This window comes from Pseudomonas sp. SMN11, from assembly GCF_052041945.1.
Classification (GTDB): Bacteria; Pseudomonadota; Gammaproteobacteria; order Pseudomonadales; family Pseudomonadaceae; genus Aquipseudomonas.
Genome location: NZ_JBKGGW010000016.1, coordinates 40595 through 59530, shown reverse-complemented (window position 1 = coordinate 59530; position 18936 = coordinate 40595). Strand labels below are relative to the sequence as shown.

At 62.0% G+C, this 18936-nt stretch carries 17 protein-coding genes; 3 read left to right on the top strand and 14 right to left on the bottom strand.

All coding sequences use genetic code 11. The features are described from left to right. Nucleotide 1: 1 nt before the first annotated feature. From ACLEJU_RS15495 to ACLEJU_RS15475, 5 genes are all read right to left on the bottom strand, one after another. Nucleotides 2-718: an ABC transporter ATP-binding protein gene (locus ACLEJU_RS15495; RefSeq protein ID WP_103445872.1), complete on the bottom strand. Its 717-nt coding sequence runs from the start codon at nt 716-718 to the stop codon at nt 2-4. Further along, nucleotides 715-1590, bottom strand: a complete 876-nt coding sequence (locus tag ACLEJU_RS15490) for an ATP-binding cassette domain-containing protein (protein ID WP_435425191.1) — start codon at nt 1588-1590, stop codon at nt 715-717. The genes ACLEJU_RS15495 and ACLEJU_RS15490 overlap by 4 nt, the downstream gene beginning before the upstream one ends. Next, nucleotides 1587-2888 (bottom strand): high-affinity branched-chain amino acid ABC transporter permease LivM, encoded by a 1302-nt coding sequence (gene livM, locus ACLEJU_RS15485; RefSeq protein WP_152956978.1) that lies wholly within the window; start codon nt 2886-2888, stop codon nt 1587-1589. Before livM ends, ACLEJU_RS15490 begins: the two co-directional genes overlap by 4 nt. Nucleotides 2889-2890: 2 nt before the next feature. Next, nucleotides 2891-3805: an ABC transporter permease subunit gene (locus ACLEJU_RS15480; RefSeq protein ID WP_060477936.1), complete on the bottom strand. Its 915-nt coding sequence runs from the start codon at nt 3803-3805 to the stop codon at nt 2891-2893. A 154-nt stretch (nt 3806-3959) separates the two neighbouring features. Further along, complete coding sequence (locus tag ACLEJU_RS15475) at nt 3960-5096, bottom strand: branched-chain amino acid ABC transporter substrate-binding protein (RefSeq protein ID WP_085676782.1); 1137 nt, start codon at nt 5094-5096, stop codon at nt 3960-3962. 469 nt (nt 5097-5565) lie between these two features. Here ACLEJU_RS15475 and pncB point away from each other — a divergent pair, with 469 nt between their 5' ends. Beyond that, nucleotides 5566-6771: a nicotinate phosphoribosyltransferase gene (gene pncB / locus ACLEJU_RS15470; protein WP_435425192.1), complete on the top strand. Its 1206-nt coding sequence runs from the start codon at nt 5566-5568 to the stop codon at nt 6769-6771. 3 nt (nt 6772-6774) lie between these two features. Next, nucleotides 6775-7602, top strand: a complete 828-nt coding sequence (gene nadE / locus ACLEJU_RS15465) for an ammonia-dependent NAD(+) synthetase (RefSeq protein WP_435425193.1) — start codon at nt 6775-6777, stop codon at nt 7600-7602. 127 nt (nt 7603-7729) lie between these two features. Here the strand turns inward: nadE and azu are convergent, their stop codons facing one another. Continuing rightward, nucleotides 7730-8179 (bottom strand): azurin, encoded by a 450-nt coding sequence (gene azu, locus ACLEJU_RS15460; RefSeq protein WP_435425179.1) that lies wholly within the window; start codon nt 8177-8179, stop codon nt 7730-7732. A gap of 348 nt (nt 8180-8527) precedes the next feature. Between azu and ACLEJU_RS15455 the strand changes: the two genes are divergently transcribed. Continuing rightward, entirely contained in the window at nt 8528-9115 is a 588-nt protein-coding gene (locus ACLEJU_RS15455) for a TIGR00730 family Rossman fold protein (RefSeq protein ID WP_294332704.1), read from the top strand. A 128-nt stretch (nt 9116-9243) separates the two neighbouring features. On the opposite strand, the gene ACLEJU_RS15450 is transcribed toward ACLEJU_RS15455, so the two are convergent. From ACLEJU_RS15450 to rnr, 8 genes are all read right to left on the bottom strand, one after another. After that, the gene (locus ACLEJU_RS15450; protein ID WP_435425173.1) at nt 9244-11547 is read right to left on the bottom strand and encodes a YgiQ family radical SAM protein; all 2304 of its coding nucleotides are present in this window, start codon (nt 11545-11547) and stop codon (nt 9244-9246) included. 104 nt (nt 11548-11651) lie between these two features. Continuing rightward, a complete protein-coding gene (gene dnaB / locus ACLEJU_RS15445) occupies nt 11652-13049 on the bottom strand; it encodes a replicative DNA helicase (RefSeq protein WP_103446235.1) in 1398 nt (465 codons plus the stop codon). Nucleotides 13050-13160: 111 nt separating this feature from the next. Then, on the bottom strand, nt 13161-13607 hold the full coding sequence (gene rplI, locus ACLEJU_RS15440) for a 50S ribosomal protein L9 (protein WP_008101037.1): 447 nt from the start codon (nt 13605-13607) through the stop codon (nt 13161-13163). A 20-nt stretch (nt 13608-13627) separates the two neighbouring features. Beyond that, nucleotides 13628-14491 carry a hypothetical protein gene (locus ACLEJU_RS15435; RefSeq protein WP_060485666.1) on the bottom strand — a complete coding sequence of 288 codons (864 nt, stop codon included), beginning with the start codon at nt 14489-14491 and terminating at the stop codon, nt 13628-13630. Between the two features lie 33 nt (nt 14492-14524). Then, nucleotides 14525-14755, bottom strand: coding sequence for a 30S ribosomal protein S18 (gene rpsR, locus ACLEJU_RS15430; RefSeq protein ID WP_003249563.1), 231 nt, complete (start codon nt 14753-14755; stop codon nt 14525-14527). Nucleotides 14756-14783: 28 nt separating this feature from the next. Then, nucleotides 14784-15209 carry a 30S ribosomal protein S6 gene (gene rpsF, locus ACLEJU_RS15425; RefSeq protein ID WP_013974420.1) on the bottom strand — a complete coding sequence of 142 codons (426 nt, stop codon included), beginning with the start codon at nt 15207-15209 and terminating at the stop codon, nt 14784-14786. A 282-nt stretch (nt 15210-15491) separates the two neighbouring features. Next, a complete protein-coding gene (gene rlmB, locus ACLEJU_RS15420) occupies nt 15492-16238 on the bottom strand; it encodes a 23S rRNA (guanosine(2251)-2'-O)-methyltransferase RlmB (RefSeq protein ID WP_027920757.1) in 747 nt (248 codons plus the stop codon). Then, the gene (gene rnr, locus ACLEJU_RS15415; RefSeq protein ID WP_435425174.1) at nt 16235-18820 is read right to left on the bottom strand and encodes a ribonuclease R; all 2586 of its coding nucleotides are present in this window, start codon (nt 18818-18820) and stop codon (nt 16235-16237) included. Before rnr ends, rlmB begins: the two co-directional genes overlap by 4 nt. Nucleotides 18821-18936: the final 116 nt, after the last annotated feature.

Genomic DNA, 18936 nt, shown 5'->3' with positions numbered 1-18936 from the left:
CTTAGTGCCCTCCCAGATAGGCGTTGCGCACCTCTTCGTTGACCAGCAGCTCCTGCCCGGTCCCGCTCATGCGAATCTGTCCGTTGACCATCACGTAAGCTCGGTCCGACAACTTCAGCGCATGGTTGGCGTTCTGCTCCACCAGGAAGATGGTCATCCCGCTCTTGGCCAGTTCACGCAGGGTCGCGAAGATCTGCTTGACCACGATCGGCGCCAGCCCCAGCGATGGTTCGTCCAGCAGCAACAGCTTCGGCCGGCTCATCAGCGCCCGGGCAATGGCCAGCATCTGCTGCTCGCCACCGGACATGGTCATGGCCCGCTGGTTGCGCCGCTCCTTCAGGCGCGGGAACAGCTCGAACATGCGCTGCATGTCTTCAGTCGCGTATTTGTCACCGATGGGGATGGTCCCCATCATCAGGTTCTCCTCGACCGTCATGTCGGGGAACACCCGGCGCCCTTCTGGTGACTGAGCGATGCCATTGGAGGCGATGTAGTGCGACGACTTGCGAGTGATGTCGGTGCCCCGGTAGACGATATGCCCGGACGCCGCCCGCGGCTGGCCGAAGATCGACATCAGCAGGGTCGACTTGCCGGCGCCGTTGGCACCGATCAGGCTCACCGTTTCGCCTTCGTTGATGTGCATCGACACCTTTTTCAACGCCTGGATCGGCCCGTAGAACACGTCCAGTTCTTTCAGTTCGAGAATGGGTGCACTCATACCAGTTCCTCTTCGTCGGCACCCAGGTAGGCGGCGATCACCGTCGGGTTGTGGCGGATTTCCTGCGGCGCGCCCTCGGCGATCACGTTGCCGTGGTCGAGCACCACGATATGGTCGGAAATGCTCATGACCATGCCCATGTCGTGTTCGATCAGCACCACGGTGATGTCGTGCTCGTCACGCAACACACGGATCATCCGGCTCAGGGCCTCGGTCTCCTGCGGGTTGAGGCCGGCAGCCGGCTCGTCCAGGCAGATGATCTTAGGCCGCGTGCACATGGCCCGGGCGATTTCCAGCCGACGCTGCTGCCCGTAGGACAGCTCACCCGCCAGGCGGTTGGCGCAGTCGACCAGGTCGACCACTTCCAGCCAGTAGAACGCGTGGTCCAGGGCGTCGCTCTCGGCCTTGCGGTAGGCCTTGGTGTTCAGCACCCCAGCCAGCAGGTTGCGGTTGACCCACATGTGCTGGGCCACCAGCAGGTTTTCCACCACCGACATTTCCTTGAACAGGCGAATGTTCTGGAAGGTCCGCGCCAGGCCTGCGCGGTTGACCAGGTGGGTACCGCCGAACATCTTGTAGTACAGACGGTTGGCAAAGCGCGCAGGCGACACGAAATCCGCCGCCTGGAAGCGCTCGCCAAGCAGCTGGATGACATTGGTGTGGCTGCCGCGCACGTTCAGCTCGATGCGCCCGCCACTGGCCTTGTAGAAGCCGGTCAGGCAGTTGAACACGGTGGTCTTGCCGGCGCCGTTGGGGCCGATCAGGGCGAAGATCTGGTTGCGCTTGACCTTCAGGCTGACGTCGCTGAGCGCCTTGATGCCGCCGAACTGCATCATCAGTTTGTCGACCGAGAGAATGATTTCGTCGCTCATGGCGCCACTCCTTTACGCGGGGTCACACCGGTACGGCTGATGCGGATCAGCCCACGCGGTCGCCAGATCATCATCAGCACCATCAGCACACCAAACAGCAGCACGCGGTATTCCGAGAAGCTGCGCAGCAGCTCTGGCGCCACGGTCAGCACGAACGCCGCGATCACCACGCCGACGGTCGAGCCCATGCCGCCGAGCACGACGATGGCGAGAATCAGCGCCGACTCGAAGAAGGTGAACGACGACGGGTTGACGAAGCCCTGGTAGGTGGCAAAGAACACCCCGGCCAAGCCTGCGGTGGAAGCACCGAGGGTGAAGGCCGAGAGCTTGACCAGCACGTGGTTCAGGCCCATCGAGCGGCAGGCGATCTCGTCTTCGCGCAGCGCTTCCCAGGCGCGGCCGACCGGCATGCGGGTCAGCCGGTGCTTGATGTACAGCACCGCCAGCACGACGATGAACAGCACGGCGTAGATGAACACGAACTTGAGGTTGGCGTTGTAGTCGATGCCGAGGAACTCGTGGATCGGCACCCCGCCGTCCTTGGCTCGGCGGCCGAACTCCAGGCCGAAGAAGGTCGGCGACGGCGCCGGCATGCCGTTCGGGCCGCCAGTGAACGACAGCCAGTTGTTCAGCACCAGGCGGATGATCTCACCGAAACCCAGGGTCACGATCGCCAGGTAGTCACCGTGCATTCGCAAGACCGGGAAGCCGAGGATGCACCCCGCCAGCGCTGCGGCGATAGCCGCCAGCGGCAGCACGCTCCAGAAGCCCAGGCCGAGGTACTGGTAGCCCAGCGCCAGGCCGTAGGCACCGATGGCGTAGAACGCCACGTAGCCCAGGTCGAGCAAGCCGGCGAGGCCGACCACGATGTTCAGGCCCAGGCCCAGCAGTACGTAGATCAGGCCGAGGATGACCACGGTCAGCAGGTACTTGTTGGCGAATACCGGGAAGATGATGGCGATCACCACCAGCGCCGGGATGATGTAGCGCAAGCGCGACTTGTAGTCCGGCGCGTTGACGTGCACGCCCGAGCCGCCGCTGTCGAAGCCTTCGAGCATGCGCCGGCCGGCGGCGGTCTGCACGTAGAGGCTGAGCAGGAAGCGCCCGAGCATCACCCCGCCGACCAGCCACGCCACCCGGCGTGGTTCGGCGTTGAAGGTGTAGCCGTCGAGCACCACGCCGACGATCGGGCCAAAGACGATGAGCGCCAGCAGGCCGGCGACGATGGTCTCGAGCAAGCTGCGCTTGATGTCGAAACCTTTGGTTTCAGAGGCAGAGGCAATCTTGGCAATCGACATGTTCACACCTTAGCCACGAGCGGGCGACCCAGCAGGCCTTGTGGGCGGAAGATAAGGATCATCACCAGCAGCGAGAAGCTGAACACATCCTTGTAGTCGGAGTTGATCAGGCCAGAGAACAGCGACTCGGAAATCCCCAGGATGATCCCGCCGAGCATGGCGCCTGGCAGCGAACCGATGCCGCCCAGTACCGCGGCGGTGAACGCCTTGATACCGATGATGAAGCCGGCGTAGAAGTCGAAGGTGCCGTAGTTGAGGGTGATCAGCACGCCGGCCAGCGCGGCCATCACTGCACCGATGACGAACACGTAGGAAATCACCCGGTCGGTGTTGATACCGAGGATCGAGGCCATCTTGCGGTCTTGCTGGGTAGCGCGGCACATGCGGCCGAGCTTGGTGTACTTGATCACGTAGGTGAGCAGGCCCATGCCGAGGAATGCGGCCACCAGGATGAAGATCTTGGTGTAGGTCAGTTGCACGAAGCCGGTGCCGACTTCGATGCGCATGGCGCCTTCGAGCAGGGTCGGCACGCCTTGCTGGCGGGCGCCCTGGCTGATCTGTGCGTAGTTCTGCAGGATCAGCGAGATGCCGATGGCACTGATCAGCGGTGCCAGGCGGGTGGAGTTTCGCAGGGGTTTGTAGGCGATGCGCTCGATGGTGAAGCCATACACGCCCGTGACGACGATGGTGAACAACAGTGTGCCCAGCATCAGCAGGGGGAACGACTCGATACCGAAGTAAGCCAGCAATGCCAGGCTGATCGCCGCGAGGTACGCAGAGATCATGTACACCTCGCCGTGCGCGAAGTTGATCATGCCGATGATGCCATAGACCATTGTGTAGCCGATGGCGATCAGGCCATAGACCGACCCGAGGGTCAGGCCGTTGACCAGTTGCTGCAGGAAAATACCATCCATAACGCAATCTCACCTGAGCGAGACTGCACCAGTGCTGGCTACCACAAGCCACGGATAAAGCGGGCCTGGCAGCGCAGAACCGTGCACGTCTCCGAATAAGGACAGGTACCGCAGGGGCAATGGCCCGGACGAGCGTCCGGGCCAGCTGCCGTTATTATTTTTGTTTTTCCAGCTGGTGGTACTTGCCGTCCTTGTCCCACTGGTAGACCACGTAGTCGGACACGGTCAGGTCACCCTTGCTGTCCCACTTCTTCTCGCCCATGACGGTCTTGACCGGGTTGGCCTTGAGCCACTTGGCGGCATCTTCGCCTTTGTTCGACTTGGCGCCGTTGAACGCAGCGGCCAGGGCCTGCAGCGAGGCGTAGGCGTACAGGGTGTAGCCTTCTGGCTCGGTCCCGGCCTTGCGGAACTCTTCCACCACCGCCTTGCTGTCTGGCAGCAGGCGAGGGTCGGCGCCGAAGGTCATGTACACGCCATCGACATACTGCGCACCGCCTGCGGTAGACACCAGTTCATCGGTGACGATGCCGTCATCGGACATGAACTTGACGTCCTTCAGGCCCTGCTCGCGCAGCTGGCGCACCAGCGGGCCGGCCTCCGGGTGCAGGCCACCGAAGTAGACCACGTCGGCACCAGCAGCGCGGATCTTGGTGACCACGGCGCTGAAGTCTTTCTCGCCTCGGGTCAGGCCTTCATACAGCACCGGCTTGACGCCGCGCTTCTCCAGCTGCGCCTTGGTCGCATCGGCCAGGCCCTGGCCGTAGGTGTCCTTGTCGTGCAGCACTGCGACCTTCTTGCCCTTGAGCACGTCGACGATGTAGTCGCCGGCGACGATCCCCTGCTGGTCATCACGGCCGCACATGCGGAACATGGCAGAAAGGCCGCGCTCGGTAACTTGCGGGTTGGTGGAGCCTGGGGTGATGGCGATCACGCCGGCTTCGTCGTACACCTCGGAGGCCGGGATGGTGTTGGAGGAACAGAAGTGGCCGACCACGCCGATCACCTTGTCCTGGTCGACCAGGCGGTTGGCCACGGCCACGGCCTGCTTCGGCTCGCAGGCGTCATCGCCTTTCACCAGGACGATCTTCTCGCCATTCACGCCGCCAGCGGCGTTGATCTTGTCGGCCGCTGCCTGCGCACCTTTCATGTACTGCTCGCCAAACGCTGCGTTGGCCCCGGTCATGGGGCCCGCGACGCCGATCTTGACGTCGGCCTGAACATACGAAGAAACACCCAGTGCCGTAGCTACGGCAAGAGCCAGGAAACCTTTCTTGTAAAACGTCTGCGACATGAGGTGGTGCTCCTAGAGTTTTTTTAGTGTGGCACTACAACTTCTCAGCCCTGTGCTCAGAGCAAGGGCCGTGCCATCGGTTTTGTCTTCCGGGAAAACACACTGTAAAGGTCGCGCCCTGGCGACCGACGGCCTTTTCTTTATTGAGCGTGCAACCGTCTGCCATGCGGCAGGCGCCACCACACGTACAGACAAGGAGCAACCGTCGAGTGCCATCATTGCAACCCTGGCAAGTGTTTACGTGCAACCGCCCTGTAACAGTGGACGTCACCGAAGTGCACACCGCTGGTGCGCGACTGCTACAGGCAGCACTGTTTCAAGGCTAGCTGGTGCACGGAAAAACACCTGATTTGGCTATTACGCGGCCTCTGTGGGAGCGGGCTTGCCCGCGAACAGGCCGGCCCAGACACAACAAGACTCAAAAGACTGGCACAATGTCCACCATTCGCCGTTTCCGGAGCCCCCATTGATGAGCGAGAGCGCATTCGCCGAGCGCATCGTGCACAACCTGCTCGACACCGACTTCTACAAGCTCACCATGATGCAGGGCGTGCTACACAACTACCCAGACGCCGACGTCGAATGGGAATTCCGCTGCCGCAACGGCGAGGACCTGCGCCCCTACCTTGGCGAGATTCGCCATCAGCTTGAACTGCTCGCCGACCTGACCCTGGATGATGGCCAGCAGGCCTTTCTGGAACGCATCAGCTTCCTCAAGCCCGACTTCCTGCGTTTTCTGCGCCTGTTCCGCTTCAACCTGCGCTATGTGCGCATCGGCATCGAGAACGACCAGCTATTCCTGCGCCTGAAAGGCCCCTGGCTGCACGTGATCCTGTTCGAAGTCCCGCTGCTGGCCATCATCAGCGAAGTGCGCAACCGGCACTTGCACCCGCGCATCCGCCTGGCCGATGCCCGTGATCAGCTGTATCGCAAGTTCGACTGGCTGCACGCCCACGCCAGCGACGACGAACTGGCCGAACTGCAGGTGGCCGATTTCGGTACCCGCCGGCGCTTTTCCAGCCGCGTGCAGGAAGACGTGGTGCGTGTACTGCGCGACGACTTCCCGGGCCGCTTCGTCGGCACCAGCAACGTCGACCTGGCATGGAAACTGGATATCAAGCCACTGGGCACCATGGCCCACGAATGGATCATGGCCCACCAGCAGCTCGGCCCGCGCCTGATCGACAGCCAGATCGCCGCGCTGGACTGCTGGGTCCGCGAGTACCGCGGCCTGCTCGGCATAGCCCTGACCGACTGCATCACCATGGATGCCTTCCTCAACGATTTCGACTTGTACTTCGCCAAGCTGTTCGACGGCCTGCGCCATGACTCGGGCGAGCCGGTGGCCTGGGCAGAAAAGGCCATTGCCCATTACCAGAAGCTGGGCATCGACCCGATGACCAAGACCCTGGTGTTCTCCGATGGCCTCAACCTGACCCGCTCGCTGGAGATCTTCCGTGCCCTGCGCGGTCGCATCAACGTCAGTTTCGGCATCGGCACCAACCTCACCTGCGACATCCCCGGTGTGGCGCCGATGAACATCGTGCTTAAAATGACCGACTGCAACGGCTCGCCGGTGGCGAAGATCTCGGACGAAGCCGCCAAGACCCAGTGCCGCGACGAGAACTTCGTCGCCTACATGCGTCACGTATTCAAAGTCCCCAGCAAGGAGTAACCCATGCAAGCGGTTCAGCAAGAGATTGCCCAGGCGCTGAAGGTACAGCCGCCGTTCGCCGACGCCGCTGCGCTCGAGGCCGAAGTCGCCCGGCGCGTGGCGTTCATCAAGGACTGCCTGGCCAATGCCCGGCTCAAGACCCTGGTGCTGGGCATCAGCGGCGGCGTCGATTCGCTGACCGCCGCCCTGCTCGCCCAGCGCGCCGTCAACGAGCTGCGCGCCGAAACCGGCGACAAGGCCTATACCTTCATCGCCGTACGACTGCCGTACCAGGTGCAACATGACGAGCACGATGCCCAGGCCTGCCTGGAGGTGATCAAGGCCGATGAAGTACACACCGTCGACATCGCCCCGGCCGTGCGCGCACTGGCAGCGGAAGTGGTGGAGTTGAAGAATGGCTCGCCGACCTTGGTGGACTTCGTCGTCGGCAACGTCAAGGCACGCACCCGCATGGTTGCCCAGTACACCATCGCCGGTGCCCGCGCAGGCCTGGTGATCGGCACCGATCACGCCGCCGAGGCGGTGATGGGCTTCTTTACCAAGTTCGGTGATGGCGCCTGCGACCTGGCGCCCCTGAGCGGGCTAGTGAAGAATCAGGTGCGGGCAATTGCGCGCAGCTTTGGTGCGCCGGAGTCACTGGTGGAGAAGGTACCGACTGCGGACCTGGAAGACCTGGAGCCGGGCAAGCCGGACGAGGCTTCGCACGGCGTGACCTACCAGCAGATCGATGCCTTCCTGCATGGGCTGCCGGTGGATCAGCAGGCGTTCGACATCATCGTCGCCACCTACCGCAAGACCCAGCACAAGCGCGAACTGCCGTTCGCCCCTTGAGCCTTCTGGGGCCGCTTTGCGCCCCTTTCGCGACACAAGGCCGCTCCTACAGGACTGTGCAATCCCCTGTAGGAGCGGCCTTGTGTCGCGAAAGGAGGGCGAAGCCCTCCCCGGCATCAAACCATCATTACTTCACTACAACCTTGCCCTTCATCATCGAGATGTGGCCCGGGAAGGTGCAGAAGAAGCTGTAGTCACCACCGGCTTCCAGCTTGGAAGTGTCGAACTTCACTTCGGTCTCTTTTTCCGGCGCGCCGATCATCTTGGTGTGGGCGATGATCCCGGCGTTGGCGGCGTTGATGTAGTCGTTTTCCAAGCCTTTGCTCATACCTTCGGTAGCAATGCCCTGCATGTCTGCAGTCTTGCTGATCACCAGGTTATGGCCCATGACGTTCTTCGGCAGGTTGCCGGAGTGGGTCAGTTTGACAGTGAATTCCTTGCAGCTCTTGTCGACGGTGAATTCCTTGCTGGTGTAGGACATCTGGTCGGTCGACTCGACTGTCACCGAGCACTCGGCGGCGAAGACAGAGGCGCTGGCGAGGGTCAGCAGGGATACCGCTACAGCTTTCGCAAACATCATGAATCTCCTTGGCAGGGTTTTATCAATTGCGAGACTGCCTGAAACCGTTCTGCCCCCGGCTGATATGGGTCAAGGGGGTGTCAAGTGGCCAGACAGTTGAATTGTTCAATGGATTGTATACAACCAATCTAAGGGCACATCATGCCCTTTTAATAGACGATGGGACAACCTCTCATTTAGGAGCAACCGCAATGTCCCTCGCAAGTTTCATGAACAGCCTGCTCGCCGCCTACGCCCACGGAGCCACGGGTGCCAGCTGCGAATTCTCCCGTCCGGAGTGAAACCGGCATTGGAGACGTCAGACTAATCGCTTTACCCTGTCAGCGATATGACTGGAGAAGCACGATGTCTGTACGTTCCGTTTGTGTGTTCTGTGGCGCCAGTATCGGCGCCAACCCCGCCTACCGTGAAGCGGCCGTTGCGCTTGGTCAGGCAATTGCCCGCCGCGGCCTGACCTTGGTTTATGGCGGAGGTGCGGTTGGCTTGATGGGCACCGTCGCTGATGCGGCCATGGCGGCGGGCGGCGAAGTGATCGGGATCATTCCCGAAAGCCTGATGAATGCCGAGATCGGCCATAAAGGCCTGAGCCGGCTGGAAGTGGTCGACGGCATGCATGCGCGCAAGGCGCGCATGGCCGAGCTGAGCGATGCCTTCATTGCCCTGCCGGGTGGTCTGGGTACGCTGGAGGAGCTGTTCGAGGTGTGGACCTGGGGGCAACTGGGCTATCACGCCAAGCCGCTGGGGCTGCTCGATGTGAATGGCTTCTACGAGAAGCTGGGCGGGTTCCTCGACCATATCGTCGAAGAAGGCTTCGTGCGACCACAACATCGGGCCATGTTGCTGCTGGCCCAGCAGGCAGATGAGCTGCTGGACGGGATGGAGCGGTTCGAGTCACCGGTACTGCCCAAGTGGGTCGACAAGAAGCCTGACTGAAGGCTGACATCCTGGGACCGCTTCGCGGTCCTTTCGCGACACAACGCCGCTCCTACAGGGAAATGCGATTCCTTGTAGGAGCGGCCTTGTGTCGCGAAAGGCTGCAAAGCAGCCCCGAAATCAATCAGTCAGCGCGGGATCACTGGCTGGCGCGGCTTCTTGCCCTTGCCGCCACCACCCTTGGCCGCTTCCTTGCGCTCCTTGGCCGCCTGCTGGTTGCGGGCAAACGCCTCGGCCTTGGCCTTCTCGCGCTTGTCCCACGGCTTGCTGCCATCGCTGCCACGCGGTGGCAGGCCGGTGTGCTGGGTAAGAATCTTCTGATCCTTGCCTACCTTGTGGCTGCCGGCCGGGGTCGAGTTCTTGCGGCGCGCGCTCTGGTACGTGTCGGTCTGCGGCTGGTGCAGCGGGATCAGCTGGTGCTTGCCCGGCCCGATCAGGTCGGCACGGCCCATGCGCTGCAGCGCTTCGCGCAGCATCGGCCAGCCTTTCGGATCGTGATAGCGCAGGAATGCCTTGTGCAGGCGGCGCTGCTCCTCGCTCTTGACGATCTCCACCCCTTCGCTCTTGTACGTGACCTTGCGCAGCGGGTTCTTGCCCGAGTGGTACATGGCCGTGGCCGACGCCATTGGCGACGGGTAGAACGCCTGCACCTGGTCGGCGCGGAAGCCGTTGCCCTTGAGCCACAGGGCCAGGTTCATCATGTCTTCGTCAGTGGTGCCCGGGTGCGCGGCGATGAAGTACGGGATCAGGTACTGCTCCTTGCCCGCCTCTTTCGAGAACTTCTCGAACATGCGCTTGAAGCGGTCGTAGGTCCCGATGCCCGGCTTCATCATCTTGTCCAGCGGGCCACGCTCGGTGTGCTCCGGGGCAATCTTCAGGTAGCCGCCAACGTGGTGGGTGACCAGCTCCTTGACGTACTCCGGCGATTCCACCGCCAGGTCGTAGCGCAGGCCCGAGGCGATCAGGATCTTCTTCACGCCCGGCAAGGCACGGGCCTTGCGGTACAGCTCGATCAGCGAGCTGTGGTCGGTATTGAGGTTCTCGCAGATGCCCGGGAACACGCACGACGGCTTGCGGCAGTGCTTCTCGATGTCGTGGCTCTTGCAGGCGATGCGGTACATGTTGGCAGTCGGTCCGCCAAGGTCGGAGACCACGCCGGTGAAGCCCGGCACCTTGTCACGCATCTCTTCGATTTCGTTCAGGATCGACTCGTGGGAGCGGTTCTGGATGATGCGGCCTTCGTGTTCGGTAATCGAGCAGAAGGTGCAGCCACCGAAGCAGCCACGCATGATGTTCACCGAAAAACGGATCATTTCGTAGGCCGGGATGCGCTCCTTGCCATAGGCCGGGTGTGGAATACGCGCGTAGGGCATGCCGAACACGTAGTCCATTTCCTCAGTGGTCATAGGAATGGGTGGCGGGTTGAACCACACATCCACTTCGCCGTGCTTCTGCACCAGGGCGCGGGCATTGCCCGGGTTGGTCTCCAGGTGCAGCACGCGGTTGGCGTGAGCATAGAGCACCGGGTCGTTACGCACTTTCTCGAACGACGGCAGGCGGATCACCGACTTCTCCCGGGTCACGCTCGGGCTGTCGAGAATCTGCACCACCTTGGCTTCGTTCGGGTCTTCCTGGTCGCCCTTGGCCTGCTCGATGGCGCAGGCCTGGGTGTCCTGGGTGTTCACGTACGGGTTGATGATCTTGTCGACGCGACCTGGGCGGTCGATTCGGGTGGAGTCGATCTCGTACCAGCCTTGCGGCGTGTCGCGGCGAATGAAAGCGGTGCCGCGCACGTCGGTAATCTGCTCGATGCTTTCACCCTGCGACAGGCGCTGGGCCACTTCAACGATGGCCCGCTCGGCGTTGCCGTACAGCAAGATGTCGGCGCTTGCGTCAATCAGGATCGAATGGCGGACCTTGTCCTGCCAGTAGTCATAGTGGGCAATGCGGCGCAGCGAGGCCTCGATGCCGCCCAGCACGATCGGTACATGCTTGTAGGCTTCCTTGCAGCGCTGGCTGTACACCAGGCTTGCCCGGTCCGGGCGCTTGCCCGCCAGGCCACCCGGGGTGTAGGCGTCGTCGGAACGGATCTTCTTGTCCGCGGTGTAGCGGTTGATCATCGAGTCCATGTTGCCGGCCGCGACGCCAAAGAACAGGTTCGGCTCACCGAGCTTCATGAAGTCGTCTTTGGACTGCCAGTTCGGCTGGGCGATGATACCCACGCGGAAGCCCTGGGCTTCCAGCAGGCGGCCGATGATGGCCATGCCGAACGACGCGTGGTCGACGTAGGCATCCCCGGTCACGATGATGATGTCGCAGGAATCCCAGCCGAGCTGATCCATCTCCTCCCTGCTCATCGGCAGGAATGGTGCTGGCCCGAAGCATTCGGCCCAGTACTTGGGATAGTCGTAGAGTGGTTTGGCTGCTTGCATGTCAGTGACCGGTTCTGGTGTGCAGGGAAATCGCGGGCGCGGAATATAGCACAAATTTTGATCAAATCCGACGGTGGTTGTCGGATTCATGTGAGGCCAGTGGCTTATTCGTCGTCGTCGAAGTTGTACATGCCCGGCGCGAGGTTCTCGAAGCGGGTGTACTTGCCAATGAACGCCAGGCGCACGAAGCCGATCGGGCCGTTACGCTGTTTACCAATGATGATTTCGGCCACGCCCTTGTGCTCGGTCTCGGGGTGGTATACCTCGTCGCGGTACACGAACATGATCACGTCGGCGTCCTGCTCGATTGCACCGGATTCACGCAAGTCGGAGTTCACCGGGCGTTTGTTCGGCCGCTGTTCCAGGGAGCGGTTCAGCTGCGACAGGGCAATCACCGGGCAGTTGAATTCCTTGGCCAGGGCCTTGAGGGAACGGGAGATCTCGGAAATCTCGTTGGTCCGGTTGTCTCCGGCCGAGCCTGGGATCTGCATCAGCTGTAGGTAGTCGACCATGATCATGCCGATTTCACCGTGCTCACGGGCCAGACGGCGGGTACGCGCACGCATTTCCGAAGGGCTGATGCCGGCAGTATCGTCGATGAACAGCTTGCGGTCGTTGAGCAGGTTGACTGCCGATGTCAGGCGCGGCCAGTCGTCGTCGTCCAGCTGACCGGAACGCACCTTGGTCTGGTCGATGCGCCCAAGCGACGAGAGCATACGCATGATCAGCGATTCACCTGGCATCTCGAGGGAGAACACCAGCACCGCCTTTTCGCTGCGCAGCACGGCGTTTTCCACCAGGTTCATGGCGAAGGTGGTCTTACCCATCGACGGACGGCCGGCGACGATGATCAGGTCGGCCGCCTGCAGGCCGCTGGTCTTCTCGTCGAGGTCGGTGAAGCCGGTGGACACACCCGTGATGTCGCTGTCGGAGTTGAACAGCGTATCGATGCGGTCGATGGCCATGGTCAACAGTTCGTTGACGCCCACCGGGCCACCGGTTTTCGGCCGCGCCTCGGCGATCTGGAAGATCTGCCGTTCGGCATCGTCGAGGATTTCTGCAGCGCCACGCCCTTGCGGGTTGAAGGCGTTGTCGGCGATATCGGTGCTGATGCTGATCAGTTGGCGCAGCGTGGCCCGTTCGCGAATGATCGCGGCGTAGGCCTTGATGTTGGCCACCGACGGGGTGTTCTTGGCCAGTTCGGCCAGGTAAGCCAGGCCGCCGACCTGCGAAGAGACGCCTTCCTTGTCCAGCTGCTCGTGCAGCGTCACCACGTCGAATGGCTGGTTGGCGTCGGCCAACTTGTGCACGGCACGGAAGATCAGGCGGTGGTCATGCCGGTAGAAATCGCCATCCGACACCTGGTCCAGCACCCGCTCCCAGGCATTGTTGTCCAGCATCAGGCCACCGAGTACGGCCTGTTCGGCCTCGATGGAATGCGGCGGCACCTTCAGGGCTGCGGTTTGCAGGTCGAGCTGTTCGGAGTTGGTGATCTCGTTCATGGCCACGAAAGAATTCTGGAGGATGAAAAAGACAAAGGGCACGGCCTGAATGAACAGGACCGTGCCCGATGTTAACCGGCTATCCCGTGAGGGACCACCAGTCAGCGCAGCTTAGGCAGCTACGACGACCACACGTACGGTGGCTTCAACGTCGCTGTGCAGGTGCACGGCTACGTCGTATTCGCCAACCTGACGGATGGTGCCGTTCGGCAGACGAACTTCAGCTTTGGCCACTTCAACGCCGGAGGCGGTCAGGGCGTCAGCGATGTCGTGGGTGCCGATCGAACCGAACAGCTTGCCTTCGTCGCCAGCGGTGGCAGTGATGGTCACTTCCAGCTCGGCCAGTTGGGCAGCACGGCTTTCAGCCGAAGCTTTACGGTCAGCAGCTGCTTTTTCCAGCTCGGCGCGACGCTCTTCGAACGCAGCCAGGTTGGCGGCGTTGGCAACGGTGGCCTTGCCGAATGGCAGCAGGAAGTTACGGCCGTAACCAGCCTTAACTTTAACTTTGTCGCCCAGGTTGCCCAGGTTAGCGACTTTTTCCAGCAGGATCAGTTCCATTTGGTAAAACCTCTTAACTTTTAACCTTCACCGTTCGCGGAGTCTTTCCCCGGAGGGGACTTGCGACCGCGAAAATCAATCAGGCTGTCGACAATGGCCAGGACCATCAGCAACGGGTAGATCAGCTGCATGATCAGCGGCAACGTCACGTACATGCCCACCAGCCAGAAACCGGCCAGTCGCCCCTGTGCCACAAGGCCGTGCATCAAGGCGATGCCAGCCAGCACCAGTACCAGGCTCGACGCCGATGCCAGGATGATGAACTGCGACCCGATAAACGGAGCCACCACCATCACTGCCACCAAGACCGCCATGGTCTGTTTCGGCAACTTCAGTTCGCGAAACTCGCGACCGAAGCCTCCAGGGTTGTACAACGCTGCCTGCCAATAACGCGCCAGCACCAGGGCCAACACGCTGAACAATTGCACCGTCACTGCTGTGGAAGCGACCAGCACAGGGCGGATCAGCTCACCGGAGAGCACCGGCTCGCCTTCGATTTTCGGCATGGCTTCGGCAAACGCCTTGGCCAGCACATCGAAGGTTTGCGCCAGGGCCATGTCGAGCACGAGGCTGAAAACCACGGCGAACACGGCACTGGCGACCAGCACACGGCTCCAGGGATGCTCGGCGCGCAACAGCGCGGCCAGGCCCAGGGCACCGGCAATCACCAGGAAGGTGATCGGATCGCCCATGAACCACACGGCCAGCCCGGCCAGCAGGCCGCCGGCGATGACCGTTGAAGCATCCTTGAACCCACGCCGCAGCAGCACAAGGCTGCCGGCAGCGGCACTCAACCAGAACAGCAGCGGCAGTACCGCGCTGATGACCACCACCAGGGTGGCCTGCACACGACCGCGCATGATGAAACTTGCTAACGCTCGCATGCTAATCCCTTACTGCTTGTCGACGACCCGGTCTCAGCGGCCGTGGCTGTCGGTGTAGGGCAGCAGGGCCAGGAAGCGGGCGCGCTTGATAGCGGTAGCCAGCTGACGCTGATAACGAGCTTTGGTACCGGTGATACGGCTTGGAACGATCTTGCCGGTTTCGGATACGTAAGCTTTCAGGGTGTTGAGATCTTTGAAGTCGATCTCTTTCACGTCTTCAGCAGTGAAGCGGCAGAATTTACGACGACGGAAGAAACGTGCCATTTAATAGGCTCCTCTAAAGGTCCGTGGATTACTCGTCAGCGTTATCGCTGGAGTCGCTGTCATTGCTGTCGTCGCCGTCGGCGGATTCAGCATGCTCAGGACGCTCACGACGCTCACGGCGCTCGCTGCGGTTTTCTTCAGCCTTCAGCATCTCGGACTGGCCAGTTACGGCTTCGTCGCGACGGATGACGAGGTTACGGATAACGGCATCGTTGTAGCGGAAGTTGTCTTCCAGCTCGGCCAGGGCCTTGCCGGTGCACTCAACGTTCAGCATCACGTAGTGAGCCTTGTGAACATTGTTGATTGCGTAGGCCAGTTGACGACGGCCCCAGTCTTCCAGGCGGTGGATTTTGCCGCCATCTTCTTCGATCAGCTTGGTGTAACGCTCAACCATGCCGCCGACTTGCTCGCTCTGGTCCGGGTGAACCAGGAAGATGATTTCGTAATGACGCATGAATGCTCCTTACGGGTTAGTAGTCTGCCAGCGTATCTGGTCAGACAAGGAGTGAATGACACTGTATGTCTTGCACGGAGGGGAGGCACATAGGCGCCTGCCAGCTCGGCAAGGGGCGCAATTGTAGAGAAGGCGGGACGTACAAGCAAGGTGATTGGTGATTATTTGAACAGCCGGAAACATATTCGCAGGCTACCGGCCCTTTCGCGGGACAAGCCCGCTCCTACACGATCCCTGTAGGAGCGGGCTTGTCCCGCGAACTGGCCGGTGAAGCTTACGCGATCAGCGCTTGGCCTGACGCTGGCGCACCGCCTCGAACAGACACACGCCCGTCGCCACCGACACGTTCAGGCTGCTGACGCTACCACTCATCGGCAACTTCACCAGGAAGTCGCAATGCTCGCGGGTCAGCCGGCGCATGCCCTTGCCTTCCGCGCCCATGATCATCACCAGCGGGCCGGTCAGGTCCTGCTGGTAGATCTCCTGTTCAGCCTCGCCAGCGGTACCCACCACCCACAGGCCACGCTGCTGCAGCTTCTCCAGCGTGCGCGCCAGGTTGGTCACGGCCACCAGCGGAATCACCTCCGCCGCGCCGCAGGCCACCTTGCGAACCACTGGCGTCAGGGTAGCCGACTTGTCCTTGGGCACGATCACCGCCGTGGCACCGGCCGCATCGGCGGTGCGCAGGCAGGCACCAAGGTTGTGCGGGTCGGTCACGCCGTCCAGCACCAGGATCAGCGGCGGGGTTTCGCTGCGCTCGAGCAGCTCCTCGAGCATCAACTCGCCCCACACCTGGCTCGGGCTCACCTCGGCAACCACGCCCTGGTGCACGCCTTCGACCCAGGCATCCAGCTCACGGCGTTCGGCCTGGCCGACCGGCACGCGGTTCTCCGCAGCCAGCTCCAGCAACGCCTGGATGCGCGGCTCACTGCGCCCTTCCGACAGCCAGATCTGCTTGACCCGCTTCGGATGATGCTGCAGCAGCGCCTGCACGGCGTGCACGCCGTAGATCTTTTCCAGCTGACTCATGACTTGTTCTTGCTCTTGCGTGGCGCGCCGGACTTCGGCGGGCCTTTACGGTGCTTGGTCGGCTTGCCGGATGGCTTGCCACCCTTGTCCGACTTGCTGCTGGCGTGGCCGCTGGTGCGCGCCTCGCTCATCAGCGCCTTTTTCATTTCACGGCTCTTGCGCACTTCGGCGTTGCGCTGCACGGCGTCTTTCGGGAAGTACGCTTCGGCAGTTTCGCTCTTGCGGCTGCGCGGCTTAGGCGTGGCCTTGGCTTCGACGGCTGGCTCGGACTTCTCGGATTTTTCGGCGGCTGGCGCGGCAGCACCACGCCCCTTGCGGCCAATCGGCGCATTGAGCTGCTGCTCGGAGACTTCGAAGTCGATCTTGCGCTCGTCGAGGTCGACGCGCATGACCTTGACCTCGATGGTGTCGCCCAGGCGGAAGCTGCGCCCGGTACGCTCGCCCGACAGGCGGTGGTGCACCGGGTCGAAGTGGTAGTAGTCGCCCGGCAGAGCGCTGACGTGAACCAGGCCTTCCACATAGATGTCGGTCAGTTCGACGAACAGGCCGAAACCAGTGACCGCGGTGATCACACCCGGGAAGGTCTCGCCCACGCGGTCCTTCATGAACTCGCACTTGAGCCAGTTGACCACGTCACGGGTGGCTTCGTCGGCGCGGCGCTCGGTCATCGAGCACTGCTCACCGAGCTGCTCGAGGGCATTCACATCGTACGGGTAGATACGCGCCTTGGGTATGCTCATTGCGCCAGCACGCTTGACGTGCGGGGTATCGACCTTGGAACGGATAACGCTACGGATGGCGCGGTGCACCAGCAGGTCAGGGTAACGGCGGATCGGCGAGGTGAAGTGGGTATACGCCTCGTAGTTCAAGCCGAAATGACCGTTGTTGTCGGTGCTGTACACCGCCTGGCTCAGCGAGCGCAGCATCACGGTCTGAATCAGGTGGAAGTCCGGGCGCCCGGCGATGCTCGCCAGCAGGGCCTGGTAGTCCTTTGGCGACGGGTCCTTGCCCTTGTGCAGGGTCAGGCCCAGCTCGCCGAGGAAGGCGCGCAGTTTTTCCAGGCGCTCCGGCGGCGGACCATCGTGCACGCGGTAAAGGGCTGGCACTTCGTGCTTCTGCAGGAACGCAGCGGTAGCGACGTTGGCTGCCAGCATGCATTCTTCGATCAGCTTGTGGGCATCGTTGCGCACGGTAGGGCGGATTTCCGCGATCTTGCGCTCATCACCGAAGATGATGCGGGTTTCCTGGGTCTCGAAGTCGATGGCGCCCCGGGCGTGACGGGCATCCAGCAGCACCTTGTACAGGTTGTACAGGTTCTTCAGGTCCGGCAGGACCTCCTTGTACTCCTCGCGCAGCGCCTTGCCCTCACGGGTGCGGGCATGTTCGAGCATGCTGCTGACCTTGTTGTAGGTCAGACGGGCGTGGGAGTGAATGACGCCCTCGTAGAACTGGTAGTCGACCATCTGGCCGGCTTTGTTCATGGTCATTTCACAGACCATGGCCAGGCGATCGACATGCGGGTTCAGCGAGCACAGGCCGTTGGACAGCTCTTCGGGGAGCATCGGCACCACGCGCTCGGGGAAGTACACCGAGTTGCCGCGTTGCTGGGCTTCGTTGTCCAGGGCCGAGCCCAGGCGTACGTAGCTGGAGACGTCGGCGATTGCCACATACAGGCGCCAGCCGCCAGAGAACATGCGCAGCTTGCCCAGCGGTTCGCAGTAGACGGCGTCATCGAAGTCGCGGGCGTCTTCGCCGTCGATGGTGACGAACGGCAGGTGACGCAGGTCGATGCGCTTCTCTTTGTCCTTCTCTTCGACTTCGGAGCGGAACTTGCGCGCTTCCTTGACCACATCGTTGGGCCAGACATGGGGAATGTCGTAGCTGCGCAGGGCAACGTCGATTTCCATGCCCGGCGCCATGTAGTTGCCGATCACCTCGACCACATCACCCTGCGGCTGGAAGCGCGGTGTAGGCCAGTGGGTGATCTTGATCTCGACGAACTGGCCGATCTTGGCGCCACCGTTACGCCCGGCGGTCACCAGCACTTCCTGCTGGATCTTCGGGTTGTCCGGGGTCACGTAGCCGATGCCGCCTTCTTCGAAGTAACGGCCGACCACGCTTTCATGGGCGCGGGAGATGACTTCGACCAGCACGCCTTCGCGGCGGCCACGGCGATCGACGCCCGAGACGCGGGCCAGGCCGCGGTCGCCGTCGAACACCAGGCGCATCTGCGACGGGCTGAGGAACAAGTCTTCGCTGCCATCATCGGGGATAAGGAAGCCGAAGCCGTCACGGTGGCCGGACACACGACCACAGATCAGGTCCAGCTTGTCTACCGGGGCATAAGTGCCGCGCCGGGTATAGATAAGCTGGCCATCACGCTCCATGGCACGCAGGCGGCGGCGCAGGGCTTCGATCTGGTCTTCTTCATAAAGACCGAACTCTGCCGCCAGCTCCTCGCGCGCGGCCGGTTCGCCACGGTCGGCGAGGCGCTGCAGGATCAGCTCACGGCTGGGAATAGGGTTGTCGTATTTTTCCGCTTCGCGAGCGGCCTCGGGATCGAGGGATTGCCAATCGGCCATCAGAAGGGGTTCACCTTGGGGTATATAGATAGGAATTCTGGCATGTGCGTATTGAAACCGGAAATGTCAGCCTTGGACAGCCCCCGCTGCTGTGTATAGAGAGGGGCAATAGGCCT

Bases quoted from the DNA above. Each gene is read 5' to 3' on its own strand.
- pncB (WP_435425192.1), top strand. From the start codon at position 5,566: ATGAGCGAGAGCGCATTCGCCGAGCGCATCGTGCACAACCTGCTCGAC.
- ACLEJU_RS15455 (WP_294332704.1), top strand. From the start codon at position 8,528: ATGTCTGTACGTTCCGTTTGTGTGTTCTGTGGCGCCAGTATCGGCGCC.
- rpsF (WP_013974420.1), bottom strand. From the start codon at position 15,209: ATGCGTCATTACGAAATCATCTTCCTGGTTCACCCGGACCAGAGCGAG.
- nadE (WP_435425193.1), top strand. From the start codon at position 6,775: ATGCAAGCGGTTCAGCAAGAGATTGCCCAGGCGCTGAAGGTACAGCCG.
- ACLEJU_RS15495 (WP_103445872.1), bottom strand. From the start codon at position 718: ATGAGTGCACCCATTCTCGAACTGAAAGAACTGGACGTGTTCTACGGG.
- ACLEJU_RS15435 (WP_060485666.1), bottom strand. From the start codon at position 14,491: ATGCGAGCGTTAGCAAGTTTCATCATGCGCGGTCGTGTGCAGGCCACC.
- ACLEJU_RS15450 (WP_435425173.1), bottom strand. From the start codon at position 11,547: ATGCAAGCAGCCAAACCACTCTACGACTATCCCAAGTACTGGGCCGAA.
- rnr (WP_435425174.1), bottom strand. From the start codon at position 18,820: ATGGCCGATTGGCAATCCCTCGATCCCGAGGCCGCTCGCGAAGCGGAA.
- dnaB (WP_103446235.1), bottom strand. From the start codon at position 13,049: ATGAACGAGATCACCAACTCCGAACAGCTCGACCTGCAAACCGCAGCC.
- ACLEJU_RS15490 (WP_435425191.1), bottom strand. From the start codon at position 1,590: ATGAGCGACGAAATCATTCTCTCGGTCGACAAACTGATGATGCAGTTC.
- livM (WP_152956978.1), bottom strand. From the start codon at position 2,888: ATGTCGATTGCCAAGATTGCCTCTGCCTCTGAAACCAAAGGTTTCGAC.
- rpsR (WP_003249563.1), bottom strand. From the start codon at position 14,755: ATGGCACGTTTCTTCCGTCGTCGTAAATTCTGCCGCTTCACTGCTGAA.
- rlmB (WP_027920757.1), bottom strand. From the start codon at position 16,238: ATGAGTCAGCTGGAAAAGATCTACGGCGTGCACGCCGTGCAGGCGCTG.
- rplI (WP_008101037.1), bottom strand. From the start codon at position 13,607: ATGGAACTGATCCTGCTGGAAAAAGTCGCTAACCTGGGCAACCTGGGC.
- azu (WP_435425179.1), bottom strand. From the start codon at position 8,179: ATGTTTGCGAAAGCTGTAGCGGTATCCCTGCTGACCCTCGCCAGCGCC.
- ACLEJU_RS15480 (WP_060477936.1), bottom strand. From the start codon at position 3,805: ATGGATGGTATTTTCCTGCAGCAACTGGTCAACGGCCTGACCCTCGGG.
- ACLEJU_RS15475 (WP_085676782.1), bottom strand. From the start codon at position 5,096: ATGTCGCAGACGTTTTACAAGAAAGGTTTCCTGGCTCTTGCCGTAGCT.